The following is a 24989-nucleotide window of genomic DNA, read 5'->3' as shown; positions in this document are numbered from 1 at the left end:
TCGAGGCATGCCTCGATGTCGGCGCGCATCTCGTCGGCCGACTGGTACCGGTAGTCGGGGTCCTTGACCAGCGCCTTCAGCACGATCGCGTCCATCTCGGGCGTGATCTCGGGGTCGAAGACGCTCGGCGGCTGCGGTTCCTCCCGTACGTGCTGGTAGGCGACCGCGACCGGGGAGTCGCCCACGAAGGGCGGCCGGACGGTCAGCAGTTCGTACAGCAGGCAGCCGGTGGAGTACAGGTCGGAGCGCGCGTCGACCTGCTCGCCCTTGGCCTGCTCCGGCGAGAGGTACTGGGCGGTGCCGATGACGGCCGAGGTCTGGGTCATCGTCATGCCGGAGTCGCCCATCGCGCGGGCGATGCCGAAGTCCATGACCTTGACCTGGCCGTTGCGCGTCAGCATGACGTTGGCGGGCTTGATGTCGCGGTGGACGATGCCGGCCCGGTGGGAGTACTCCAGGGCCTGGAGGATGCCGATGGTCATCTCCAGCGTGCGCTCCGGCAGCAGCTTGCGGCCACTGTGCAGGAGCTCACGGAGTGTGGAGCCGTCGACGTACTCCATGACGATGTACGGGATCGACACGTTGTCGATGTAGTCCTCGCCCGTGTCGTAGACCGCGACGATCGCGGGATGGTTGAGCGAGGCGGCCGACTGGGCCTCCCGGCGGAACCGGGCCTGGAAGGACGGATCGCGTGCGAGATCCGCACGCAGCGTCTTCACCGCCACCTGGCGCCCGAGCCTGGTGTCATGCGCGTGGTAAACCTCCGCCATGCCACCACGGCCGAGCACCGGGCCCAGCTCGTACCGGCCGCCGAGGCGACGCGGCTCTTCCATAGCTACTACCAGCCCTCTCCGTCGGTCCCGGGCGGCACACGCGTGCCGCCGGAGGCTGCCGTCCGGGCCTACCGTACCCGGCTCTTTTTGTGTGACCTGGCCAAGTGCGTCAGCCGATACGGGACCGGTACCGCAACGTGCACCGATGTGAAGCAAACGTGACGGGGGTCACTGCTTGCCCTTGATGACCGCTTCCATCACGTCCTTGGCGATCGGTGCGGCCAGACCGCCACCGCTGATGTCGGCACCGGTCGCGTTGCTGTCCTCGACGACGACGGCGACGGCGACCGGGGAACCCTCGTCGGTCTTGGCGTACGAGATGAACCAGGCGTAGGGCGTCTCGCTGTTGTTGATGCCGCGCTCGGCGGTACCGGTCTTGCCGCCGACGGTGACGCCGTCGATCTTGGCGTTGCCTCCGGTGCCCTCCTCGACGACGGTCTCCATCATCTCCTGGATCTTCTGCGCGTTCTCCGAGGAGACGGGCTGGGACAGCTCCTGCGGTTCGGTCGTCTCGATGGTGTCCAGGTTCGCGGCCTTGAGCTGGTCGACCATGTACGGCTTCATCAGCTTGCCGTCGTTGGCGATGGCCGCGGTGACCATGGCCATCTGGAGGGGGGTGGCGCGGTTGGAGGCCTGGCCGATGCCGGCCATGGCGTTCTGCGACCGGTTGTCCTCGGGGAAGACGCTCTCGGCGGCGCGGACGGGGGTGTCCAGCTCGGGGTTGTTGAAGCCGAACTTCTCCGCGTACTCGATCATCTTCTCGTTGCCGACCTCGTGGCTGAGCTTGCCGAAGACGCTGTTGCAGGAGACCCTGAGGGACTCTCGCAGGGAGGCGTTCTCGCAGCGGATGTTCCCGTGGTTGCGCAGGGGCGTGGTGGTGTCCGGCATGATCCACGGTTCCGGCGTGTCGGTCTTGGCGTCGATGTCGGTGACCAAGCCCTCCTCCAGCGCCGCCGCGGCGGTGACCACCTTGAAGGTGGAGCCCGGCGAATAGGCCTCGCGCAGCGCCCGGTTCAGCATCGGGTCGTCGGGGTTGTTCTCCTTCTGGACCTTCTTCCAGGCCTCGGCGTCCTTGTCGGAGGTTCCGGCGAACTTCGACGGGTCGTAGGACGGCGTGGAGGCCAGCGCCAGGATCTTGCCGGTCGACGGTTCGATCGCGGCGACGGCGCCCTTCTTGTCGCCGAGACCCTCGTACGCGGCCTTCTGCGCGGCGGCGTCGAGGGTGGTGACGACGCTGCCGCCCTCCTTCGGCTTGCCCGTGATCATGTCGAGGGTGTTGCGGAAGAAGAGCCGGTCGTCGTTGCCGGTGAGGATGCCGTCCTCCAGCTTCTCCAGCTGGTTGGCTCCGAAGGCCTGCGAGGAGTAGCCGGTGACCGGCGCCCACATGGCGCCGTCGGTCCAGGTGCGCTTGAACTTGTAGTCGCCGCTCTTGGACTCGACGGAACCGGTGATCGCCTTGCCGTCGACGATGATGTTGCCGCGCGGGGTGGCGTAGCGCTCGATGTTGACGCGGCGGTTCTCGTCGTCGGAGGCCAGCTTGTCGGCCTGGACGTACTGCAGCCAGTTGCCCCGGATGAGCAGGGCGAGGATGAGCAGGCCGCAGAAGATCGCGACCCGGCGCAGGGGCTTGTTCACGGGCGGACCACCTGGGTCATCTCGGCGTCGGGGTTGGTGGCGGGGGCGGGCGCCGGACGGCGGGCGGTGTCGCTGATCCTGAGCAGGATGCCGATCAGCGCCCAGTTGGCGATGACGGAGGAGCCTCCGTACGCCAGGAAGGGCATCGTCATACCGGTCAGCGGGATGAGGCCCATGACGCCGCCGGCGACGACGAAGACCTGGAGCGCGAAGGCGCCGGACAGTCCGATGGCGAGCAGCTTGCCGAACGGGTCGCGGGCGGCGAGGGCGGTGCGCACGCCGCGTTCCACGATCAACGCGTAGAGCAGGATCAGCGCCATGACGCCGGCCAGGCCGATCTCCTCGCCGAAGGTGGCGAGGATGAAGTCGGAGTTGGAGGCGAAGCCGATGAGGTCGGAGTTGCCCTGGCCCCAGCCGGTGCCGAGGGTGCCGCCGGAGCCGAAGGCCCACAGGGCCTGCATGGCCTGCTCGGAGTGGACGATGCCGTCCTGGACCCCGGCGCGGCTGAGCTCGAACTCGCGCATCGGGTCGAGCCAGGCCTGCACACGCGTCTGGATGTGCGGCTCGAAGCTGGCCACGCCGACGGCGCCGGCCGCGGACATCAGCAGGCCGAACACGATCCAGCTGGTCCGCTCGGTGGCGACGTACAGCATGATCACGAACATGCCGAAGAACAGCAGCGAGGTGCCGAGGTCGGTCTCGAAGACCAGGATCAGGATGGAGATGATCCAGACGACGATGATCGGGCCGAGGTCGCGGCCGCGGGGCAGGTAGAGCCCCATGAAGCGGCGGCTGGCGAGGGCCAGGGCGTCGCGTTTGACCATGAGGTAGCCCGCGAAGAAGACCGCGAGGACGATCTTGGCGAACTCGCCGGGCTGGAGGGTGCCGAGACCCGGGATCTTGATCCAGATCTTGGCGCCGAAGACGTTGTGGCCGAGGCCCGGGACCAGCGGCAGGAGCAGCAGGATCAGCGCGCCGGCCATGGAGATGTAGGTGTAGCGCTGCAGGACGCGGTGGTCCTTGAGGAAGAACAGTACGGCCATGAACAGGCCGACACCGAGCGCGGAGTACATCAGCTGGCGCGGCGCCGCCTCGACGAACGTGCTGCTCGCCTGCAGCCGCTTCGACTGGTCCAGGCGCCAGATGGCGACCAGGCCGATGCCGTTGAGCAGGGTGGCCAGCGGCAGCATCAGCGGGTCCGCGTACGGGGCGAACTTCCGTACGGCGAGGTGGCCGACGCCCGCCATCAGGCCGAGGCCCAGGCCGTAGCTCAGCAGCCCGGTGGGCAGCTCGTCGTTGATGGCCAGCCCCACGTTGGCGTAGGCGAAGACCGGGATGACGACGGCGAACACCAGGAGCGCGAGCTCGGTGTTGCGGCGGCTGGGTGCGCCGATCGCGCCGATCGTGGACGTGTGCTGCGTCGACGGGTTGGTAGTACTGCTCATCGTGTGACAGGGCCTCTCACGGCTTGCCTACTGCTTACCGCACAGCGAGACGACCTTCTGCTCCTCCTCCGAGAGGCTGGGGCCGGGGCTGGGAGTGGGTGCGGCGGTCGTGGACGGGGTCGTGGACTGCTCCGGGGCCTTCGTCGAGCCCGAGGGGTTCGGCGTCGGCGAGGCCTTGGACGTGAAGGAGGCGGGTGTGGTTCCCGTGGTGCCTCCGGCCTCGCCCTCGCCGGTCTTCGCGTTCTTCTCGCTCTCGGCGGAGCGCCGCTCGGCCTGCTTCTTGCACGCGGAGGCCTGTACCGACAGTTCCTCGATCTTCGCGCGGGCGCCGTAGAGGTCGCCGTCGGCGATGGTCGCCTCGACCAGCTTCCGCTGGTAGGGCGGCAGGTACTTGAGTTCGATCTCCGGGTGGTCCTTCTCGATCTCGGAGAGGGAGACCCAGGCCAGGTCCTGGCTGATGCCCTGGTACAGGGCGACGTGTTCGCCGTTGGTGCCGACGTAGTACTGCGTCTGGGTCCAGCGCCAGCCGCCGTACATGCTGCCGCCGAGGACGGCGAGCGCGAGCAGGCTGTAGACGGACCGCTTGAGCCACCGGCGGTTCTTGGCGGGTTTGACGAAGTCGTCGTCGCCGTAGGCGAAGCCGTCGGTGGGGATGAAGCCGGTGATGTCGCCGCTGCCGGGCGGGCCGAACTCGCCCCCGCCGCCCTCCTGGCGCCGGCGGCCGAGACCGGAGGCGCGGCCGGCGGGGGTCTGCATGATGCCGTTGTCGGAGAGCTGGTTCTGGTTCTCGGCCACGGCGCCGACCACGACCGGGGTGTCGGACAGCTGCCCGGCGAGGGTGTCACCGGTGTCGAGGTCCAGGACGTCGGCGACGATCACGGTGATGTTGTCGGGGCCGCCGCCGCGCAGGGCCAGTTCGATCAGGTTCTGGACGGTCTCCTCGGGACCCTGGTAGCTGGCCAGGGCTTCCTCGAGGGTCTGGTGGGAGACCACGCCGGACAGGCCGTCGGAGCAGATCAGGTACCGGTCGCCGGCCCGGACCTCGCGGATGGACAGGTCGGGTTCGACGTGCTCGCCGCTGCCGAGGGCCCGCATGAGCAGGGAGCGCTGCGGGTGGGTGGTGGCCTCCTCCTCGGTGATCCGGCCCTCGTCGACCAGACGCTGCACCCAGGTGTGGTCCTGGGTGATCTGGGTGAGGACGCCGTCGCGCAGGAGGTAGGCGCGGGAGTCGCCGACGTGCACCATGCCGAGGCGCTGACCGGTCCACAGCAGGGCGGTCAGGGTGGTGCCCATGCCCTCGAGCTGGGGGTCCTCCTCGACCATCATGCGCAGCTGGTCGTTGGCGCGCTGGACGGCGGTGCCGAGCGAGGTGAGCACGTCGGAGCCGGGGACGTCGTCGTCGAGGGCGACGATGGTGGAGATCGCCTCGGAGGAGGCGACCTCGCCGGCGGCGGCGCCGCCCATGCCGTCGGCGATGGCGAGCAGGCGGGGACCGGCGTAACCGGAGTCCTCGTTGCCCTCCCGGATCATGCCCTTGTGCGATCCGGCGGCGAAGCGCAGAGACAGGCTCATGCGCACCTCGCCAGTCGGCTCCGGGTACAGCCGGTCGTGTCGAGCCACACTGCCCACCCTCCGGTCGGGAGCGCGCCGGGACCCTGGGTGGGGACCCCCACTGCGTGCTCGCTCCGCTCGCGCTCATTCATTGGTGTAGCACTACTTCCGCAGCTCGATGACGGTCTTGCCGATGCGGATCGGTGCGCCCAGCGAAATCGGTGTGGGGGTCGTCAGCCGGGTCCGGTCCAGGTAGGTGCCGTTGGTGGAGCTCAGGTCCTCGACGATCCACTGGCCGTCGCGGTCCGGGTAGATCCTGGCATGGCGGCTGGAGGCGTAGTCGTCGTCCAGCACGATGGTGCTGTCGTGCGCCCGGCCCAGGGTGATGGTCTGGCCCTGGAGGGCGACGGTGGTGCCGGTGAGGGTGCCCTCGGTCACGACCAGCTTGGTGGGGGTGTTGCGGCCGCGGCGGCCGCCGCCGGACTGCTGGCGCTGCTGCGGAGGTGCCTGGCGGGCGGCCTGCTGCGGCCGGCCGGCGTCCCGCCGTGATCCGCGCTGGGTGACACGGGTGCCGAACAGGTCACTCCGGATGACCTGCACGGCCACGATCACGAACAGCCACAGTACGGCCAGGAACCCCAGCCGCATGACCGTGAGGGTCAGCTCTGACATTGCCCCCGCTTCACCCTTCGGCTTGCCTATAGATAACGGTGGTGCTGCCCACGACGATCCGCGAGCCGTCGCGGAGCGTAGCGCGGGTGGTGTGCTGCCCGTCCACCACGATGCCGTTGGTGGATCCGAGATCCTGGATCGTCGAGGGCGTTCCGGTCCGGATCTCGCAGTGCCGGCGGGAGACGCCGGGGTCGTCGATCCGCACGTCGGCTTCGGTGCTGCGGCCCATCACGAGGGTGGCACGGGAGATCTGGTGGCGGGTGCCGTTGATCTCGATCCAGTAGCGGGTGCGTCCGCCGGCCGCGGGGGCGGCGGGTGGCCGCTGGCCGCCCGCGGGCTGCGGGTAGCCGTAACCACCGCCGGGCGGCGGCGCGGCCGGCATGGGCGGGGCGCCCGCGGGGCCGGCCGACGGGTAGCCGTAGCCGCCGGGGCGGCCGGCCGGCGGTGCGCCGCCGGGAGCGCCGGGGGTCTGGCCGGTGGAGGAGGCGAGCGTACGGCTGCGGACCCGGTACAGGCCGGTGTCGAGGTCGTCCGCCTTCTCCAGGTGCACCTTGATGGGGCCCATGAAGGTGTAGCGCTGCTGCTTGGCGTAGTCGCGCACCATGCCGGCGAGCTCGTCGCCGAGCTGGCCGGAGTACGGGCTGAGCCGCTCGAAGTCCGGGGTGCTCAGTTCGACGATGAAGTCGTTGGGTACGACGGTGCGGTCGCGGTTCCAGATGGTGGCGTTGTTGTCGCACTCCCGCTGGAGCGCTCCCGCGATCTCCACGGGCTGTACCTCGGACTTGAACACCTTGGCGAAGGTGCCGTTGACCAGACCTTCGAGACGCTGCTCGAACTTCTTCAGGACTCCCATGGGGCACCTCCTCCGTCGCTGCCGTCCTGTGTACTGCCCGGCGCACCGTTTCGTGCACCGCCTACCTGGTACTGCTTACTGATCGTATCCACGCGCCGGTCGATCGGCTGGTTCCCCCTGTCGGCCCGGTCGACGGGTGTCGACGCCTGACGAAGTTCCCTCCGGGGCCTCTCTTCGAACTCCTTCGGTCGTGCTCGTGCGCGTCGTTCTGCCATGGATCGTAGAGGGGGCCGCAGACCAGTGTCCCGCACCCGGCTGTGGACTCCGTCCGGCTCCTGTACAGACGGGGACTACCGGTACGAGGTTGATACGTGAAGCGGTCACCGCCGCGACATCGGGGCCCGGGGGAGGCCGGCCGGGGCGATCCGGGCTCGTGGGGGCCGGTGGGGGGCGGTGGGACGGCCGCGGGGAAAGGGATGTGAATCCATCCCGACCAGCGTGCTAATGTTCTGGGTGTCGGAAGGCGCAGGGCCCCAAAAGGGGCAGGGCGCGGAAGACACACCCAATGCGCGGGTGGCGGAATAGGCAGACGCGCTGGATTCAGGTTCCAGTGCCCGCAAGGGCGTGGGGGTTCAACTCCCCCCTCGCGCACACCGTCGAAACGGGCGGCATCCCTCGGATGCCGCCCGTTTCGCGTGCTCGGAGCGAGTGCGGCGGCCGGGTGGCGTGTGAGGAACATCTCATGATCCTTTTCTTCGTGGAGTGGCGTTCCGTTCCCCCTCGGGAGCGTGTGGTGAGGGTCTCCGAAGGCCCTCGGAAGCACGCGGGGAGGGCGCCGACGGGACATCCGGAGCGGGCCTCGCGGGCTCACTCGCGGACACCCGCCGGTTCCGGAGCGGGGCTTACGGGCTCATCCACGGACACCCGCCGGTTCGGGAGGGGGCACTCGCGGATGCCCGCCGGTCCGGGAAGGGTCACTCGCGGATGCCCGCCGACTCCGGCGCGGGCCGGTGCAGGGCGAGGGCGGCGGGGGCGACCGCGGAGGCCGTGGCGAGTACGGCGCAGGCGGCCGTGACGGCGGCGAGCGTGGACCAGGGGAGGGCGATCGGGGCGGGGACCGAGAGCAGAAACAGGGCTCCCCATGTACCGGCCAGGTTGAGGGCGGTCACGGCCAGGCCCAGGACCGCGCCGACCGCGACCACCGTCAGCGACTCCGCGCCCACCATGCGCAGCACCTGCCACCGCGTGGCCCCGGCCAGCCGCAGTACCGCGAGGTCGCGGACCCGGTCGGAGGTCGCCATGACCATGGTGTTGGCCAGGGAGATGCCCGTGTAGAGCAGGGCGATGCCGAGGACCAGCAGGAGGCCGTAACGGGTGGTGCGTTCGCTCCCGGGGGCCGAGGCGGCCGCCCACCGGTCCCCGGCGCGGACCTGACCACCGAAGGGCCGCACCGCCCGCTCCAGACCGGCGGCCACCGCGCGTGCGTCGGCACCGTCCGCGAGGGCGACGTCCACCCGGTCCACGCGCGCGCCCGGCGCGTTGGCCGGGGTGACGTAGACGCCGTTGTCGCCGGTGCCGGTGGTCATCACCGCGGCGATCCGCAGCGTCCGTTCCGTGCCGTCCCCGAGCCACACCCGTACGCGCTGCCCGACCGTGTGCCGCTCCCACTCCTCGTTGACGACGATCGAGCCGTCGTCGAGGCCGGCGACCCTCCCCGCGGCGAGCGGCAGCCGCGCGGTGGCCGCCAGCGCCCCGGGGTCGACGGCCCGGGCCTCGGACCTGATCAGCGCCACGCCCTCCTCCAGGACGTACACCGCGCTCGGCGCACTCGCCGACACCCGTGCGCCGGGCACCGCGCGCAGCCGCTCCAGGGTCCGCGCGTCGAAGGCCCCGTCTCCCGCGGCCGTGACGACGAACGCCGCGGTGGTCCGCTCCCGCGTCTCGGCGGCCCTGGCGCGGTCCAGGGTGGCGGTGGTGCCGAGCAGCGAGCCCGCGAGGGCGACCGTCACCAGCACGGGCGCCGCGACCGCGGCCGTACGGCGCGCCCCGGCGGCCGCGTTCTCCCGCATCAGCATGCCGACCGCCCCCGGCAGCCGGGCCGGAAGCCAGGCCAGCAGCCGGGCCAGCGGACGTACCACCGGCGGGGCGAGCAGCGCGGCGGCGGTGATCAGCAGCATGGGCCGGGTGATGTAGGTCTTGCGGTGCAGCAGGTCGCCCGGATCGCCGAGCAGCGCCACGGCGAGCGTCACCCCGGCGGTCAGCAGCAGGGCCGTGCCGCACAGCAGCCGCCCCCGCGTCATGGCCCCGTTGTCGGCGGACGCCTCGCGCAGCGCCTGGACGGGGCCCGTGCGCCCCGCCCGCCAGGAGGCCACGACGGCACCGCTCAGGGCGACGAGGAGCCCCGTCCAGAACGCCACGGGGTACGGCCAGCCCGCGTCGCCGATGGTGAACCAGCCCGGCGCCAGCTCCACGTCGACCACCCACGCGGCCAGCAAGGGTGCCGCGTACCCGCCGAGCCCGCAGCCGGCGGCCGAGGCGAGCACCCCGACCAGCAGGGACTCGGCGGCCACCATGCGCCGTATCTGACCGGGCGTGGCCCCCGCGGCGCGCAGCAGCCCGAACTCCCGGCGCCGCCGGTCGACCGCGAAGGCGAAGGTGGACGCCACCACGAACACCGAGACGAAGGCGGAGACCCCGCCCGCCGTGCCGAACAGGGCGTTCATCGCGGTCAGCGCCTTGCTGTCGCGTTCGGGATCCGCGTCGGCGTACCGGCGGTCGTCCCCGGTGAGGACCCGGACGCCCGCGGCTCCGCGCACCGCCTCCCGTACGGCGGCCGGGTCGGCGTCGACGACCAGCTGGACGACGGTCGGGGACAGCTCGGCGGCGCGCGCGTCGGTGTGGAAGACGGCGTGCTCGAAGCCGCGGCCGGCCACCGTGCCCACGACCCGCACGGTGCCGTGGTCCGTGCGCACCCGCGTGCCGGGGCGTGCCCAGTCGCCGCTGACGACGACCTCGTCGTCCGCGCGGGGCGCACGGCCCGTCTCGAGGGCGTACGGGGCGTACGGGGCGGTGGACCAGGGGTGGCCGGTCAGCTCGCCGGGGCCGCCCTTGGCGCGGACGGGGTAGGAGCGGTCCTCGACGACCGTGCCGAGCCGGCGCAGCTTCGCGACGGTCGCCGCCGGCACCGCGCGCGGGTGCGCCAGTCCCTCGGTCTTCTCGCCGTTCGGCGTCGGTACGCGCAGGGTGTCCGCGCCCTTGACCACGGCCGGGGCGGCGGCGAACCGCTCCGGTTCCCGCGCGGGAGCGTCGAGGGAGGAGGCGAGGGCGAGTCCCATGACGGTGAGGAGGGCCACGCCCAGCGCGAGGGCGGTGAAGCTGCCGGCGAAGGTGATCCACCGGGCGCGCAGGGTGCGCAGGGCGAGGCTCAGCACGGCACGGCCTCCAGCCCGGTCATCCGCGCGGCGACGGCGTCGGCGCCCGCCCCGGCCAGCTCGCCGTGGACGCGGCCGTCGACCAGGAAGACCACACGGTCGGCACGAGAGGCGGCCACCGGATCGTGGGTCACCATGACGACCGTCTGTCCCTCGCGGTCGGCCATGCCGCGCAGCAGCGTGAGCACCTCGTGTCCGGTGCGGGAGTCCAGCGCGCCGGTCGGTTCGTCGGCGAACAGCACATCGGGGCGGGTGATCAGGGCACGGGCCAGGGCGACGCGCTGTTGCTGCCCGCCGGACAGCTCGGCGGGCCGGTGCCGGGCGCGGTCGCCGAGTCCGACCTGGTGGAGTGCCTCACGGATCCGGGCCCGCGGTACGCGCCGGCCGGCCAGCCGTAGCGGGAGGGCGACGTTCTGCTCGGCGGTCAGCGCCGGCAGCAGGTTGAACGCCTGGAAGACGAAGCCGACGCGCTCGCGGCGCAGCAGGGTCAGCCGTCTCTCACCGAGCCCGGTCAGCTCGGTGCCGCCGACGGTGACCGAGCCCGAGGTGGGCCGGTCGAGGCCCGCGGCGCACTGCAGCAGTGTCGACTTGCCGGAGCCGGACGGGCCCATCACGGCGGTGAAACTCCCGCGCGGGAAGGTGAGGGAGACCTCGTCCAGTGCGCTCACCGCGCCGTCGCCCGACCCGTACCGCCGGCTCACCCGGTGCAAGACGACCGCGTCGCCGTTCCTCTGGCTCATGTGCCCCACTCCCCTGTCCGGGCCCGGTCGTTGCCGGGCTGGTCGTCCGAGGGAAACGAAACCGTCCGGGAGCCGGTCGGCGCAGTGCGGCAGGGACGAGAAAAAAGGTAGGGCCAGGCATACCCCGAAGCCTCCGCCTGGGCCGATGGCCCCGCACGGCGCCGACTTCTACGGTGATTCGCATGCAGCCTCGAAATTCCTGGCAGGCCATGTCCCGTCCCGGTTACGCGCTGTCCGCGTGGCCGTGGCGCTCGGCCGGATATCTGCTCACCGGTGCGGTGACCGGCGCGGTGGTGCTCGTGGGCATCGTCGTGTCGGTGGTGGCCGGCGGGGTGCTCGCGCTAGCCCTGGTGGGGCTTCCGCTGCTGCTCGGCACCGCCCTCGCGGGCATACCGGTGGCCCGGCTGGAGCGGTGGCGGCTGCGGTTGGTCGACCGCGATCCGGCACCCGACCCGCACCTGCCGCCCGCCGCTCCCGGCCTGCGGGTCTGGCTGACCGCCCGGCTGCGGGAGCGGGCCACCTGGCGGGAGCTCGGTCACGCCCTGCTGTTCGCAGGTCTGCTGTGGCCGGTCGACGCCCTCGTGCTCACGGTCGGTCTGCTCTTCCCGGCGGCCGTGACCGCCACCCCGCTGCTGATGGCCACGGCCGGGGACGGCAGGGAGGCGAAGGTCATCAAGCTGTGGACGGTCACCACCTGGCCGGCGGCGGCCGGTGCCGCCCTGCTCGGGATCGTCCTGCTCGCCCTGGGCGCCTACCTGCTGGGCGTCGCGTCGGGCGCCCGCGCGGGGCTGACCCGGCTGCTGCTCGCCCCGCGCGAGACCGGCCTGGACGCCAGGGTGACCGAACTGACCCGGTCCCGGGTGCGGCTGGTGGAGGCCTTCGAGGCGGAACGGCGGCGCATCGAGCGCGATCTGCACGACGGGGCCCAGCAGCGTCTGGTCGCCCTGACGATGACGCTGGGCCTGGCCCGCCTGGAAGCGCCGCCCGGGCCACTCGCCGACCGGCTCGCCAAGGCCCACGACGAGGCGGGCCGGGCGCTTCAGGAGCTGCGGGAGCTCATCCACGGCATCCACCCCCAGGTCCTCGCCGACTACGGGCTCGAGGCCGCGGTCGCCGACGCCGCCGACCGGTCCGCCGTACCCGTGGACGTGGACCTGGATCTCACCGGCCGGCTGCCCACGCCGGTCGAGGCCGCCGCGTACTTCGTGGTGTGCGAGGCGCTCGCCAACGTCGCCCGGCACAGCGGGGCGAGCCGCGCGCGGGTGGACGGCGGGCACCACGACGGGCGGCTGCTGCTGGAGGTCCGCGACGACGGGCGGGGCGGCGCGCGGGCGGGGGAGGGCAGCGGGCTGACCGGACTCGCCGACCGGGTGTCGGTGCTCGATGGCAGACTCACCCTGTCCAGTCCGGTGGGTGGACCGACCCTGCTGCGTGTGGAGATCCCTTGCGCCCCCTGCTCCCCCTGACAGACGGCCGAGCACTGCGCGTCGCGCTGGCCGAGGACAGCGTGCTGCTGCGGGAGGGCCTGATCGGCCTGCTCCAGCAGTGCGGGCACGAGGTCGTCGCGGCGGTCGGCGACGCCGAGGCGCTGGTCGCCGCGGTCGGTGGACACGAACCCGACATCGTGGTGACGGACGTCCGGATGCCCCCGGGTTTCCAGGACGAGGGCCTGCGCGCGGCCGTGCGGCTGCGCGCCGAGCGGCCCACGCTGCCCGTTCTCGTGCTCAGCCAGTACGTGCAGCGCCGGTACGCCTCCGACCTGCTGGACTCCGGTGACGGCACCGGCATCGGCTATCTGCTCAAGGACCGGGTCGGTCAGATCGAGGAGTTCGTGACCGCGCTGAGCCAGGTCGCGGACGGCGGCACGGTGGTCGACCCCGAGGTCGTACGGCAGTTGCTGCGCCACCGCCGTGACCCGCTGGAGCGGCTGTCCCCGCGGGAGCGGGAGGTGCTGGCGCTGATAGCGCAGGGCAAGTCCAACGGCGCGATCGCCCGTGAGCTGGTGGTGTCGGAGGCCGCCGTCGGCAAGCACATCGGCAGCATCTTCACCAAGCTGGACCTGCCGTTGACGGACGAGACGCATCGGCGTGTCCTCGCGGTGCTGGCGTACCTCCGGGCGTGACCCTGAAGACCGACCGGACGGTTCTCTTACCGGCCGGTCGTCACGTACGACCGGTACCAGGGCGCCGACCGCGCGAACGTGCGGGCGAACCCCTCACCCGGTGAGCAGTCCAGGTCCTTCCAGAAGGCGTCGTCCGCGAACCAGTGGTCCACGGTGAGCATGCCCAGGTGATGCAGCGCACGCGGGGACCCGGCGGCCCGGGCGCGGGCGGTGGCCTCGTCCACCGAGGCGCCGTCGCCGGGCCGTTCCACCCGCTCGCACACGGCCGCGAGCAGCTCCGAGGCGGGGACGGGGTCCGGGTGGGCGACGTAGTGGGTGCCGGGGCCGTGGCCGGGGGACAGTGCCGCGGCGACGACCGCCCGGCCCAGGGTGTCGACGTCGATCATCGACTGGAGCGCCTCGCAGCCGGACACGGTCGCGGACAACTCCCGCAGCAGCCCCACCAGTCCGGGGATCACCCAGCGGTCGCCCTCGCCGTGCACCAGGTGCGGGCGCAGCACCAGGCCGCCCGCGTCGAGGACATGCCGTTCGGCCGCCGCGCGGGTGCGGCTGGTGGCGGAAACGGGCGCGATCGGGGCCTCACCGGGCCGTACACCCCGGAAGGGGCCCCGGCCGTGGACGGCGGCGGTGCTCACGTACACGATCCGGCGCACTCCGCTTCGTACGGCCTCCTCCACCAGGGCCTTCGTACCGAGGTCGTTGACCGCGGCGACGGACTCCGGGTCGCCGCCCACGCGGGAGGCGCAGTGGACGAGGACGTCGACACCGGCGCAACCGCCGTGCAGAGTGGGCGGATCGGCGAGATCACCGGGCACCGTCCCGGAGTCCGGCCGCTCGGACGGCGTACGGCGGGACAGCGAGCGGACGCGGACCTCGGGGCGTTCGAGGGCCGCTGCCGCGACCCGGCTGCCGATGAAGCCCGTCGCGCCGGTGATCAGGAAGTCGACGGTCACGGCAGGGACCGTACCGGGGCTGTGGGCGCGCAGGTGAGGGTGGTGGCGAAGACGGACCGGCCGGCCTGTGTGCCCGACACCCGCACCGTCACCCCGTCCTCGCCCTTGTCGAGCACCTCGGTGTCGAGCCGGCAGGGGCTGTCCAGTTCGGCGTAGCGGCTGAAGGAGACGGACAGTTCGGACGGCAGGAAGGGCAGCCGGCCCGACGACGCGGTCGCGGCCTGGCGGGCCGCCTCGAACAGGACCATGCCGGGAACGTGGTCGTTGGGGCGCGGGAAGAGGACCGGGTGCCCGGTGTGTGCGCGCAGCAGCCAGGAGCCGGGCCGGTCCGCGGGGGCGAGGACGACGTCCTCCGCGCGGTGGCGGCCCACCAGTTCGGGCGAGACCGGTTCCGGCAGCGGTATTCGGGCCATCCGGGCAGTCAGTTGGCGTTCCCGCAGGCGGCGGTAGGCGGCCGGGGAGGTGCAGCCGGTGCTGCCGGTGCCCCGGGCGACGAGACGTCCCGCGCGGCGGAACTCCATCGTCGTGCGCATGCTGTTCAGGCCCCGGCCCCGGCGGCGGACCTCGGAGCAGACGACGTCGACGGTGACCGGCTCGTCCGCGTCCGCGAGCAGCAGTCGGTCCGGGTCGGTGGAGATGTCCAGGTCCCGCATGACGAAGTGGGTGTCGGCCGGGGCGCCGAACTCCGCGTGGGCGAGGGCCATCGAGGTCTGACGCAACGTTTCACCGATGATCATCGGATCCTGGTGGCGGTCGTCGACGGGACCGAAGAAGGTGTGGTCGGCGGGCCAGCGGGCGGTGACGCGGAAGCGGACGTCCGAGAGCCGGAGCCATTCGACCGGGAAGACGTCCTCCGCGCGGGGGCGGTGGGCGAGTTCCGTCGTGACCCGGGTGCGGGCACCGGGTCTGCCGACGGTGTGTGCGGGCGCGCCCCGCTGTCCGGTCTGATCCTCCATGGTGCGCTCCAGGAATCCGGCTGCGGCGTGAGGAACCCCGGGGATCGGTCATCGGCCCCCCGGTCGGTTCGCACTAAGATACGGACGAGTTGGTTTTTTTCCAAGGGTGATCCACACCGCCGGAGACGAACCCACGCGCCCGCGCAAGCACGACAGGCCGCACGGCGGCTTCACGGCGGCTTCACGCCGACTGCACGGTGCGACCCGAGAGATCCATGAGATCCACCCAGATCAGGAGGCACCGATGGCGCGACAGGAGCGCGCGATCCGCACCCGGCGGACCATTCTGGAGGCGGCGGCGGCCGTCTTCGACGAACGCGGCTACACCTCGGCGACCATCGGGGAGATCCTGGAGCGGGCCGGGGTCACCAAGGGCGCGCTGTACTTCCACTTCGGCTCCAAGGAGGAGCTGGCGCTCGGCGTGTTCGAGGAGCAGCTCGCGATCTCCCTGCCGCCCCAGTCCAGCAAGCTGCAGGAACTCGTCGACTCCGGCCTGGTGCTGGCGCTGCGGCTGCGGACCGAGCCACTGGTGCGGGCCAGCGTCGGACTGGCCCTGGACCAAGGGGCGCTGGGACTGGACCGCACCCCGGCGTTCGGCATGTGGATCGACCAGACCACCCGGACCCTGGCCGAGGCGAAGGCGGGAGGCGAACTGCTGCCGCACGTCGACCCGACGGAGACGGCGGAACTGCTGGTCGCGAGCTTCTCCGGAGTGCAGCTCCTGTCGCAGCTGCGCTGCCAGCGGCAGGACCTGGAGCACCGGGTCACCGTGCTGTTCCACCACATGCTGCCGGGCGTGGCCGTTCCGGCCGTGCTGGCCCGGCTGGACATCTCCCAGGACCGCGCCGGGCGGCTGCTCGCCGAGGGGCGGCCGCTGCCGGTGGGGTCAGAGGTGGCGGAAGCCGGGTAGGGCCCGGACTTCTCCACACCGGCGGAGTTGTCCACAGGGTCTGACGCGTTTCGGCCGTCGGCTGTACGGTCGGCACGATCGATGTCGACGCGTGTGTACGGCACGTAGGTGTACGGGGGAGGCGGTCGCCGTGACCGAAGCTGTTGCCGGGATGCCCGGGACTCGTGAGCCCGCCGGTGCGACCGGGACCGGGGGTACGGCCCCGGTGCGGCGGCTGCCGCGGGTGCCGGGATTCGCCGAGTGGCCCGCCGAGGGCAGCCCCAGGGACGAGGGCAAGGCCCTGCGCGGGCAGGTCCCCCGCGGGGCACACGCCACCCTCGACCTGGACGCCTCCCGCCCCGACGCCCTGAGCGCCGTCGAGGAGTCCAGCCGGGGCCGGCTGCCCGAGCTCGCACCGATCCGGGTGGGCAGGATGGCGGCGACACCGTTCGCCTTCCTGCGCGGATCCGCGGGCCTCATGGCGTACGACCTGGCCCGCACGCCGATGACCCGGATCGGCGCCCAGATCTGCGGCGACGCCCACGCGGCGAACTTCGGTCTCTACGGCGACGCGCGCGGCGGACTGGTCATCGACCTGAACGACTTCGACGAGACGGTGCACGGCCCCTGGGAATGGGACCTCAAGCGGCTCGCCACCTCCCTGGTGCTCGCCGGGCGCGAGGCCGGCGCCGACGAGGACACCTGCCGCGCCGCGGCCCACGACACCGTGGGCGCCTACCGCCGCACGATGCGGCTGCTGTCCAGGCTGCCGGCGCTGGACGCCTGGAACGCCATCGCGGACGAGGAACTGGTCTCCCACACCGACGCCCACGACCTGCTGGGCACCCTGGAGCGGGTCTCCGAGAAGGCCCGCGCGAACACCAGCGGCCGGTTCGCGGCCAGGTCCACCGAGACGACCGGGGACGGCGGACGCCGCTTCGTCGACGCGCCGCCGGTCCTGCGCCGCATACCGGACGGCGAGGCCGCCGCGGTGGCCGCCTCGCTGGAGCAGTACCTCGGCACGCTCCCACCCGACCGCCACCCGCTGCTGGCCCGGCACGCGGTGCACGACGTGGCGTTCCGCGTCGTCGGCACCGGCAGCGTGGGCACCCGCTCGTACGTCGTGCTGCTCCTCGACCACCGGGGCGAGCCCCTGGTCCTCCAGGTGAAGGAGGCCCGCCCCTCGGCCCTCGTGCCGCATCTGCTGACGGCCGGGTTCGACGTCCCCGAGGCCGTCCACGAGGGCATGCGGGTGGTCCACGGCCAGAAGCGGATGCAGGTGATAAGCGACAACCTGCTGGGCTGGACGACGGTCGACGGCCGTCCCTTCCAGGTGCGCCAGTTCCGCAACCGCAAGGGCAGCGTCGACCCGGCCGCGCTGGCCGCCGACCAGGTCGACGACTACGCCCGGATGACCGGCGCCCTGCTGGCCCGCGCCCACTCCCACAGCGCCGATCCCCGCCTGATCGCCGGCTACTGCGGCAAGAACGACGAACTGGACGAGGCGGTGGCGGCCTTCGCCGTCGCCTACGCCGACCGCACCGAGGCGGACCACACGGACCTGGTGACCGCGGTGCGGTCGGGACGGATCGCGGCGGAGACGGGGGTGTGAGCGGGCGTCCGGGGCAGGCGCGCGTGCCCGGCCGGGGAGCGTGCCGCCGGAGTGTGGCGTGCCGGGCGGGTGACCTACGCTGTCCGGGTGACGACCTCGGAAGGTGAGCAGAGTGGCGGCGCCGGCGCGGAGCGGACCCCCGGCGGTGGTGGTGCGGCGCGGCCCGAGGAGCGGCTGGAGCAGGCCGTACGCGCGGCCGAGCAGGCGCTGATCGAGTTCGAGATCGCCGTGGAGACCTTCCGCGTCGAGGTCGAGAACTTCTCCCGGCTGCACGAACAGAAGCTCGGCCCGGTGTACGCCCGGCTCGAGGAACTGGACGCCCAGATCCTGGAGGCCAGGGCCGCCCGCAGCGACGACCCCGAGGACCGGCGCCGGGCCGACGAGGCGCGCGCCCGGCTGATGCCCATCCCCGGCGTCGAGGAGCTGCTCAACGGCTGGATGGACGGCGACGGCCTCTTCCCCGAGGCCACCGCCATGCTCACCGACCAGCCGGTGCGGCCCCCACGGCGGGTGCGGCCCAGCGAGGAGGCCCGCAGGCTCTACCGCGACCTCGCCCGCAAGGCCCACCCGGACCTGGCGCAGGAGGACAAGGAACGCGCGCGCCGCGAGGAGTTCATCACCCGCGTCAACGCCGCCTACGCCCGCGGCAACGAGGACGAGTTGCGCGAACTCGCCGAGGAGTGGGCCGCGGGACCGGAGCTGAAGCGCGTCCCGAGCGCGAGCGAGGAGCTCTACGCCCGCCTCGAATGGCTCGCCCGGCGCAAGGAACTGCTCACGCTGGTCGCCAGGGAACTGGAGGAAGGCGCCATCGGCTCGATGCTCCGCCTCGCCCCGGACGATCCCGACAGGCTCCTCGAGGAGATCGCCGAGCAGCTGCGGACCCAGGTGACCGAGCGCGAGGCGGAGCTGGCGGCGCTGCTGGCCTGAGCCGGGACCTGCCCGGTCGGGTAGCGTCGGGGGCATGAGTTTTGGAGCTGGTGTGCCCACGGTCCGGGTCGCGGACCTCGAGGACGGCGACTTCCTGCTGGACGTCCGCGAGGACGACGAGTGGAAGGCCGGTCATGCCGCGGGGGCGCTGCACATCCCCCTCAGTGAGTTCGTGGCCCGCTACGGCGAGCTGACCGAGGCCGCGCCGCAGGACGGCCGGGTCCATGTGATCTGCCGTTCCGGCGGACGGTCGGCACAGGTCACCATGTATCTGGCCCAGCAGGGCGTCGACGCCGTGAACGTGGACGGCGGCATGCAGGTGTGGGAGGCCGCCGGACGTCCCGTCGTCACCGACGACGGGACGCCGGGGCACGTGCTGTAGCGGCCCCTCCCGCGGACGCCCGGCGCCCGCTCCTACCGGTCGAAGTCCAGTTCCACCCGCTCCGTCACCGGGTGCGACTGGCAGGCCAGGACATAGCCCGCCTCCGTCTCCTCCGACTCCAGCGCGAAGTTGCGGTCCATCCGCACCTCGCCCGAGACGAGGAAGGCGCGGCAGGTTCCGCACACCCCGCCCTTGCAGGCGTAGGGCGCGTCGGGCCGGTTGCGCAGCACCGTGTCCAGCAGGGACTCGCCGTCCTGGACGGGCCAGGTCCCGCCGCGTCCGTCGAGCCGGGCGGTGACCGTGCTGTGCGCGGGGGCGGGCACCGTGGCGGCGGTCGCCGTACCGGCGTCCACGTGGAAGATCTCCTGGTGGATGCGGGAGCGCGCCACACCCAGCCCGCGCAGCGCCCGCTCTGCTCCTTCGACCAGGCCGTACGGCCCGCACAGGAACCAGCCGTCCACCTGTTCCACGGGCAGCAGGACCGGCAGCAGCCCGGTCAGCCGCTCCTGGTCCAGCCGTCCGGACGGCAGCCCCGCCTGCTGCTCCTCCCGGGAGAGCACCGTCACCAGCTGGAGCCGCTCGGGGTAGCGGTCCTTCAGGTCGGCGACCTCCTCCAGGAACATCGTCGAGGCGGTCGTCCGGTCGCTGCGGATCAGGCAGAACCGGGCCGCGGGCTCGCGCGCGAGGAGGGTCGAGACGATCGACAGCACGGGTGTGATGCCGCTGCCGCCGACGATCGCCGCGTACCGGCCCGGCGCGGGTGGGAGCGTGAAACGGCCGGCCGGGGTCATCACCTCCAGCTCGTCGCCGAGGCCGATCTCCTTGAGTGCGTACGTGGAGAAGGCGCCGCCCTCGACCAGCCGCACGCCGACCCGGAGCGTGCTCGGTGCCTCGCCGTCGGGTGCGGGGGAGCAGATGGAGTAGGTGCGCCGGATGTCCTCGCCGTCCGCGACGCGCCGCAGGGCCAGGTGCTGGCCGGGGACGTACCGGTACTCCTCGGCCAGGTGCGGGGGGACGGTGAGGGTGAGGGCGACGGAGTCGTCGGTGAGCCGGTCGACCGCGGCCACCCGGAGCCGGTGGAAGCGGGCCATCACAACTCCTTGAAGTGGTCGAACGGTTCACGGCAGGCCAGGCAGCGGCGCAGTGCCTTGCACGCGGTGGACGAGAAGCGGCTGAGCAGTTCGGTCTCGGCCGAGCCGCAGTGCGGGCAGTGGACGGGCACCGGTTCGTCCTCCGGCCGAATCGCGCGGGTGCGCGTCGGTCCGAGCTCCACCCCGACCGGCCCGGCGGCCGCCCGTACGCGTGGCGGTGCGATGCCGAACTCCCGCAGTTTGCGGCGCCCTTCGTCCGTGATGTCGTCGGTCGACCAGGCGGGTGCGAGCACCCGGCGCACGGTGACCTCGCGCACTCCGTGGTCGCGCAGCACCCGCTCGATGTCGAGGCTCATCGCCTCGACGGCCGGGCAGCCGGTGTACGTCGGGGTCAGCTCGACCTCGACGGTGTCCGTGCCGCGTGCGTGCACCGCGCGCACGACGCCCAGTTCGCGCAGGGTCAGCACGGGCAGTTCGGGGTCGGGCACCGAACCGGCGAGCTCCAGGAGTTCGGCCTCCAGCGGGGTGAGGGCGGTCACCATGTCGCCCCCGGGTGGCTGCGGTGCAGGTGCTGCATCTCGGCGAGCATCCGGCCGAAGGGCTCGGTGTGCAGGCCCTGACGGCCGGCGCCGGCCGCCCACGCTCCCGTGCGCGGGCCCTCGGGCACCGTGAGCGTGGCCCGGCGCAGCACCTCGCCGATCCGCTCCAGCCAGGCCGTCTCCAGGCCGGCCCAGTCGACGTCCAGGCCCTCGACGGGCTGGAACATCTCACCGGTGTGGCGCCACAGCGCGTCCACGGCCCGCTGCATCCGCGCGTGGCTCTCCTCCGTGCCGTCGCCGAGCCGCAGCGTCCACAGTTCGGCGTGGTCGCGGTGGTAGGCGGTCTCCTTGACCGCCTTGCCGGCCAGCGGCGCGAACGGGCCGTCGCCGGCGGCCAGTGCGCCGTAGAGGAGGTACTGGTGGGCGGAGAAGTACAGCTGGCGGGCGATGGTGTGGGCGAAGTCGCCGTTCGGCTGCTCCACCAGCTGGAGGTTGCGGAAGGCGCGCTCCTCGCGCAGATAGGCCAGCTCGTCCTCGTCGCCCGCCATCGACAGCAGTACCCGGGCCTGGCCCAGCAGGTCCAGTGCGATGTTGGCGAGGGCGACCTCCTCCTCCAGCACGGGGGCGTGGCCGGCCCACTCGCCCAGGCGGTGGGAGAGCACCAGCGCGTCGTCGCCGAGGGCGAGCGCGGCGGTCGTGCGGTCGGCGGTGTCCTTGGCGGGGGTCGTCGTCACAGGTGCCGCACCCCCTCGGGGATCTCGTAGAACGTCGGGTGCCGGTAGGGCTTGTCGGCGGCCGGTTCGAAGAACGGGTCCTTCTCGTCGGGCGAGGAGGCGGTGATCGCGGACGACGGGACGACCCAGATCGAGACGCCCTCGCCGCGCCGGGTGTACAGATCGCGGGCGTTGCGCAGGGCCAGCTCCGCGTCCGGTGCGTGCAGGCTGCCGGCGTGGGTGTGGGACAGTCCGCGGCGCGAGCGCACGAAGACCTCCCACAGGGGCCAGTCGGTGTGGGTCATGCTCGCGCAGCTCCTGTCTCGCCGTTCGTGTGCTTGGCCGCGTGGGCCGCCGCGGCCTCCCTGACCCAGGCGCCGTCCTCGTGGGCCTGCCTGCGCCGGGTCAGCCGCTGTTCGTTGCAGGGTCCGTTGCCCTTGAGGACGTCCCAGAACTCCGACCAGTCGATCGCGCCGAAGTCGTGGTGCCCGCGCTCCTCGTTCCACTTCAGGTCCGGGTCGGGGAGGGTCAGGCCGAGGGACTCGGCCTGGGGGACGCAGATGTCGACGAAGCGCTGGCGCAGCTCGTCGTTGGAGTGGCGCTTGATCTTCCAGGCCATCGACTGTGCGGAGTGCTGGGACTCGTCGTCGGGCGGGCCGAACATCATCAGCGACGGCCACCACCAGCGGTCCACCGCGTCCTGCGCCATCGCGTGCTGCTCCGGGGTGCCCTTGCTGAGGGCCAGCAGCAGCTCGTAGCCCTGGCGCTGGTGGAAGGACTCCTCCTTGCAGATGCGGACCATCGCGCGCGCGTACGGGCCGTAGGAGCAGCGGCACAGGGGCACCTGGTTGGTGATCGCCGCGCCGTCCACCAGCCAGCCGATGGCGCCGACGTCCGCCCAGGTCAGCGTCGGGTAGTTGAAGATCGAGGAGTACTTCTGGCGGCCGGAGTGGAGCTTGTCGAGCAGCTCCTCGCGGCTGGTGCCGAGGGTCTCGGCGGCGCTGTACAGATACAGGCCGTGCCCCGCCTCGTCCTGCACCTTGGCCATCAGGATCGCCTTGCGGCGCAGCGAGGGCGCGCGGGTGATCCAGTTGGCCTCCGGCTGCATGCCGATGATCTCGGAGTGCGCGTGCTGGGCGATCTGCCGGACGAGCGTGGCCCGGTAGGCGTCCGGCATCCAGTCGCGCGGCTCGATCCGCTCGTCGGCGGCGACGGCCGCGTCGAAGGCGCGCTCGTGACCGGCGGTGTCGTCGGCGCCGGCCGGTGCGTCGTACGCCTGGCTGCCGGCCGTATCGCGGGCGGCTGCTGTCGCCATGAGGTCCCCCTCGACTGGATGCTTCCCGGAGCACGCTCCCGACCGATCGTTCGGTTCGTGCGATTCCATGGTGAGACGGGCGCCGCGAGGTGTCAACCGCTGTGGATAACCTGCGGGGACCGCCCGTGGACGACGGTGCTCGGTCCGCGGTGTGGCGACGGCCACGGAACGGGATCCCGGCGGGACTGTGCCCGGAGGGCCGGTGCTGAGTACCGTTCCGTGCGACGCGGCGGATCGGTACCGGGCCCTCGCGGCGGGGCGGAAACGGTGACGGACCGGGATCGGTGGATCGGGGCGGGATGAACGCGTACGACAAGGGCTCGGACGCCCGGCACGGGCCCGCCGGGCAGGGCGTGCCCGGCCCGCGCCCCGCCCTGCCCGGACCCGCGTCGCCGGTGGACCCGCCGGGGCCCCGGACCCCTCCGCCCGATCCGGGGCGATCCGCGGGCGGCGCGCCCGCGCCGCACTCCCCCGCCGGCCCGCCCGCCGGACCCCGCACCGGGGTGGCCGCGCTCTCCCTGCGCTACCGGATCGCCGCCGCGACGGCGCTCGCGGTCGTCGCGGTCGTGGTCTGTGTGCACCTCGGCATGACGTTCCTGCACGTCGCGCCGGCGAACACGGTCAGCAAGGAGCACGGCGAGACGGTCGAGAACTGGATCTACCCGGAGTTCGAGCAGAACTGGAAGCTGTTCGCGCCGAACCCGTTGCAGCAGGACATCGCCGTCCAGGTGCGTGCCGAGATCCGCGCGGCGGACGGCGGGACACGGACCACCGGCTGGTACGACCTGTCCGCACAGGACGGCCGTGCCATCGACGGCAACCTCCTGCCCAGCCACACCCAGCAGAACGAGCTGCGCCGCGCCTGGGACTTCTTCGTCGCCACGCACGACGACGACAACCGGCCGGTGGGCCTGCGCGGGGCGCTGTCCGAGACGTATCTGCGCCGGATCACGGTGCTGCGCCTCGACCGCGCGGACGCGGCCGGTCCGGGCGGTGCCGTCGAGCGCGTCCAGATCCGCTCACGGACCGTCCAGGTGCCGCCGCCCGAGTGGAGCGGTGAGGAGATCTCCACCACACCCGTGTACCGCACGCTGTCCTGGTGGCCGGTGCCCGAGGACGAGGCCCGGGGAGGCGTGGGGTGAACCGCTTCTCGTCGGCGCTGTCCCGCGCGACAGCCCGCGTCACCGACTCCGCGCTCGGCCCCCACCAGACCGCCGTGATCCGCATCGGCTTCAGCCTGACCTGGCTGCTGTTCCTGCTGCGCGAGTTCCCCCACCGCCAGGAGCTGTACGGCCCCGACGGGCCCTGGAGCTGGGACCTCGCCGATCAGCTGGTCGCGACGAACGGCGCCTTCACGCCGCTGCTGTGGTCGGACGGCCAGGTCTGGTTCGAGGCCGTCTACGCGCTCGCCGTGCTGTGGAGCCTCCTGCTGCTGCTCGGCTGGCGCACCCGCACCATGTCGGTGCTGTTCATGGTGGGCGTGCTGGCGCTGCAGAACCGCAGCGTCTTCATGGGGGACGGCGGCGACAACGTCCTGCACCTGATGTCGATCTACCTGGTGTTCACGCGCTGCGGCCAGGTCTGGTCCCTGGACGCGCGGCGTGCGCGCCGCGCGGCCGGGGCGCGTGCGCGGGGCGAGCGGCCGCGCGACCGGGTCGGCCCGGTGCTGTGGGGTGTGCTGGGCCTCCTGCTGCTCCTGGCGACACTGGCGGGCCGGACGGACGGCGACCGGTTCATACCGTTGCTGCTGTGGACCGTGTGGCTCGCGCAGGCGCTGTGGTGGCTGGTCGGACGCGGCGCGAGGACCGGGCAGCCGAGGATCCTGCTGGACGTCGTCACGAACATCGTGCACAACGGCGCGCTGCTGGTGATCATGGCCGAGGCGTGTCTGATCTACGCCACGGCCGGCTGGTACAAGGTCCAGGGCTCCCGCTGGCAGGACGGCACCGCCGTCCACTACCCGCTGCACCTGGAGTACTTCTCCCCCTGGCCGGCCCTCGCGGACCTGCTGTCGGCCAGCGGCACCATGGTGATGCTGATGACCTACGGGACGGTCGTCGTGCAGGTCGCCTTCCCGTTCACGCTGTTCAACCGGCGGGTCAAGAACGTCCTGCTGGCCTTCATGATCATGGAGCACGCGGTCATCGCCGTCGTGCTCGGACTGCCCTTCTTCTCCCTGGCGATGATCGCGGCGGACGCGGTCTTCCTGCCGACGGCCTTCCTGCGCCGCCTCGGGAGCCTCGCGGCACGCGCGTGCGGGCGGCTGCGTCCGCGCGGGACGTGGATTCCGCGGCCGCGGCCCCCGGCCGACCGCCCCGCCGGAGGGGACCCGGTGGAGGCCGCCCCGGCACCCGGCGGGGTGCCGGGCCCGCGCACGTAGGCTGCACACC

At 72.5% G+C, this 24989-nt stretch carries 23 protein-coding genes and 1 tRNA gene; 9 read left to right on the top strand and 15 right to left on the bottom strand.

Going from position 1 to position 24989, the window contains the following annotated elements:
• From pknB to KUM38_RS01270, 6 genes are all read right to left on the bottom strand, one after another.
• On the bottom strand, positions 1 to 833 hold an 833-nt coding region (gene pknB, locus KUM38_RS01295), incomplete at its 3' end, for a Stk1 family PASTA domain-containing Ser/Thr kinase (RefSeq protein WP_217127364.1).
• 168 nt (positions 834 to 1001) lie between these two features.
• The gene (locus KUM38_RS01290) at positions 1002 to 2468 is read right to left on the bottom strand and encodes a penicillin-binding protein 2 (RefSeq protein ID WP_217127363.1); all 1467 of its coding nucleotides are present in this window, start codon (positions 2466 to 2468) and stop codon (positions 1002 to 1004) included.
• A complete protein-coding gene (locus KUM38_RS01285; RefSeq protein ID WP_217127362.1) occupies positions 2465 to 3913 on the bottom strand; it encodes an FtsW/RodA/SpoVE family cell cycle protein in 1449 nt (482 codons plus the stop codon). The genes KUM38_RS01290 and KUM38_RS01285 overlap by 4 nt, the downstream gene beginning before the upstream one ends.
• Positions 3914 to 3940: 27 nt before the next feature.
• On the bottom strand, positions 3941 to 5485 hold the full coding sequence (locus KUM38_RS01280) for a Stp1/IreP family PP2C-type Ser/Thr phosphatase (protein ID WP_217127361.1): 1545 nt from the start codon (positions 5483 to 5485) through the stop codon (positions 3941 to 3943).
• A 141-nt stretch (positions 5486 to 5626) separates the two neighbouring features.
• The gene (locus tag KUM38_RS01275; RefSeq protein ID WP_217127360.1) at positions 5627 to 6136 is read right to left on the bottom strand and encodes an FHA domain-containing protein; all 510 of its coding nucleotides are present in this window, start codon (positions 6134 to 6136) and stop codon (positions 5627 to 5629) included.
• A 10-nt stretch (positions 6137 to 6146) separates the two neighbouring features.
• Positions 6147 to 6989, bottom strand: a complete 843-nt coding sequence (locus KUM38_RS01270) for a DUF3662 and FHA domain-containing protein (protein ID WP_217127359.1) — start codon at positions 6987 to 6989, stop codon at positions 6147 to 6149.
• A gap of 507 nt (positions 6990 to 7496) precedes the next feature.
• Between KUM38_RS01270 and KUM38_RS01265 the strand changes: the two genes are divergently transcribed.
• Positions 7497 to 7580, top strand: a tRNA-Leu gene (locus KUM38_RS01265).
• A gap of 323 nt (positions 7581 to 7903) precedes the next feature.
• Here KUM38_RS01265 and KUM38_RS01260 read toward each other — a convergent pair.
• Positions 7904 to 10360, bottom strand: coding sequence for an FtsX-like permease family protein (locus KUM38_RS01260; protein WP_217127358.1), 2457 nt, complete (start codon positions 10358 to 10360; stop codon positions 7904 to 7906).
• Complete coding sequence (locus KUM38_RS01255; RefSeq protein WP_217127357.1) at positions 10354 to 11100, bottom strand: ABC transporter ATP-binding protein; 747 nt, start codon at positions 11098 to 11100, stop codon at positions 10354 to 10356. Before KUM38_RS01255 ends, KUM38_RS01260 begins: the two co-directional genes overlap by 7 nt.
• Before the next feature lie 182 nt (positions 11101 to 11282).
• Between KUM38_RS01255 and KUM38_RS01250 the strand changes: the two genes are divergently transcribed.
• Entirely contained in the window at positions 11283 to 12566 is a 1284-nt protein-coding gene (locus tag KUM38_RS01250) for a sensor histidine kinase (protein ID WP_254396483.1), read from the top strand.
• Complete coding sequence (locus KUM38_RS01245) at positions 12554 to 13222, top strand: response regulator (protein WP_374227025.1); 669 nt, start codon at positions 12554 to 12556, stop codon at positions 13220 to 13222. Before KUM38_RS01250 ends, KUM38_RS01245 begins: the two co-directional genes overlap by 13 nt.
• 26 nt (positions 13223 to 13248) lie before the next feature.
• Here KUM38_RS01245 and KUM38_RS01240 read toward each other — a convergent pair whose 3' ends face one another.
• Positions 13249 to 14175 (bottom strand): NAD(P)-dependent oxidoreductase, encoded by a 927-nt coding sequence (locus KUM38_RS01240; RefSeq protein ID WP_217127356.1) that lies wholly within the window; start codon positions 14173 to 14175, stop codon positions 13249 to 13251.
• Positions 14172 to 15131, bottom strand: coding sequence for a ScbA/BarX family gamma-butyrolactone biosynthesis protein (locus KUM38_RS01235; RefSeq protein WP_217127355.1), 960 nt, complete (start codon positions 15129 to 15131; stop codon positions 14172 to 14174). The genes KUM38_RS01240 and KUM38_RS01235 overlap by 4 nt, the downstream gene beginning before the upstream one ends.
• 244 nt (positions 15132 to 15375) lie before the next feature.
• Between KUM38_RS01235 and KUM38_RS01230 the strand changes: the two genes are divergently transcribed.
• The 4 genes from KUM38_RS01230 (at position 15376) to KUM38_RS01215 (ending at position 18941) form a co-directional block, all read left to right on the top strand.
• Positions 15376 to 16041, top strand: coding sequence for a ScbR family autoregulator-binding transcription factor (locus KUM38_RS01230; protein ID WP_217127354.1), 666 nt, complete (start codon positions 15376 to 15378; stop codon positions 16039 to 16041).
• 151 nt (positions 16042 to 16192) lie between these two features.
• Positions 16193 to 17632, top strand: a complete 1440-nt coding sequence (locus KUM38_RS01225) for a DUF2252 domain-containing protein (protein ID WP_217127377.1) — start codon at positions 16193 to 16195, stop codon at positions 17630 to 17632.
• A gap of 87 nt (positions 17633 to 17719) precedes the next feature.
• Positions 17720 to 18559: a J domain-containing protein gene (locus KUM38_RS01220; RefSeq protein ID WP_217127353.1), complete on the top strand. Its 840-nt coding sequence runs from the start codon at positions 17720 to 17722 to the stop codon at positions 18557 to 18559.
• Positions 18560 to 18611: 52 nt separating this feature from the next.
• Positions 18612 to 18941: a rhodanese-like domain-containing protein gene (locus tag KUM38_RS01215; protein WP_217127376.1), complete on the top strand. Its 330-nt coding sequence runs from the start codon at positions 18612 to 18614 to the stop codon at positions 18939 to 18941.
• A 32-nt stretch (positions 18942 to 18973) separates the two neighbouring features.
• On the opposite strand, the gene paaE is transcribed toward KUM38_RS01215, so the two are convergent.
• Genes paaE through paaA form a run of 5 tightly spaced genes read right to left on the bottom strand, consistent with a single transcriptional unit; the run spans position 18974 to position 22599 of the window.
• Positions 18974 to 20032, bottom strand: a complete 1059-nt coding sequence (gene paaE / locus KUM38_RS01210; RefSeq protein ID WP_217127352.1) for a 1,2-phenylacetyl-CoA epoxidase subunit PaaE — start codon at positions 20030 to 20032, stop codon at positions 18974 to 18976.
• On the bottom strand, positions 20032 to 20574 hold the full coding sequence (paaD, locus tag KUM38_RS01205; RefSeq protein WP_217127351.1) for a 1,2-phenylacetyl-CoA epoxidase subunit PaaD: 543 nt from the start codon (positions 20572 to 20574) through the stop codon (positions 20032 to 20034). The genes paaE and paaD overlap by 1 nt, the downstream gene beginning before the upstream one ends.
• On the bottom strand, positions 20568 to 21305 hold the full coding sequence (gene paaC / locus KUM38_RS01200; protein ID WP_217127350.1) for a 1,2-phenylacetyl-CoA epoxidase subunit PaaC: 738 nt from the start codon (positions 21303 to 21305) through the stop codon (positions 20568 to 20570). The genes paaD and paaC overlap by 7 nt, the downstream gene beginning before the upstream one ends.
• Complete coding sequence (paaB, locus tag KUM38_RS01195; RefSeq protein ID WP_030215302.1) at positions 21302 to 21589, bottom strand: 1,2-phenylacetyl-CoA epoxidase subunit PaaB; 288 nt, start codon at positions 21587 to 21589, stop codon at positions 21302 to 21304. Before paaB ends, paaC begins: the two co-directional genes overlap by 4 nt.
• Positions 21586 to 22599 (bottom strand): 1,2-phenylacetyl-CoA epoxidase subunit PaaA, encoded by a 1014-nt coding sequence (paaA, locus tag KUM38_RS01190; protein WP_217127349.1) that lies wholly within the window; start codon positions 22597 to 22599, stop codon positions 21586 to 21588. The genes paaB and paaA overlap by 4 nt, the downstream gene beginning before the upstream one ends.
• 299 nt (positions 22600 to 22898) lie before the next feature.
• On the opposite strand from paaA, the gene KUM38_RS01185 reads away from it, so the two are divergent.
• Positions 22899 to 23741, top strand: coding sequence for a DUF5819 family protein (locus tag KUM38_RS01185; RefSeq protein WP_217127348.1), 843 nt, complete (start codon positions 22899 to 22901; stop codon positions 23739 to 23741).
• Entirely contained in the window at positions 23738 to 24979 is a 1242-nt protein-coding gene (locus KUM38_RS01180; RefSeq protein ID WP_217127347.1) for an HTTM domain-containing protein, read from the top strand. Before KUM38_RS01185 ends, KUM38_RS01180 begins: the two co-directional genes overlap by 4 nt.
• Positions 24980 to 24989: the final 10 nt, after the last annotated feature.

Source organism: Streptomyces sp. AC558_RSS880 (genome assembly GCF_019049255.1).
Classification (GTDB): domain Bacteria; phylum Actinomycetota; class Actinomycetes; order Streptomycetales; family Streptomycetaceae; genus Streptomyces.
This window is presented reverse-complemented; position numbering and strand designations above follow the sequence as displayed.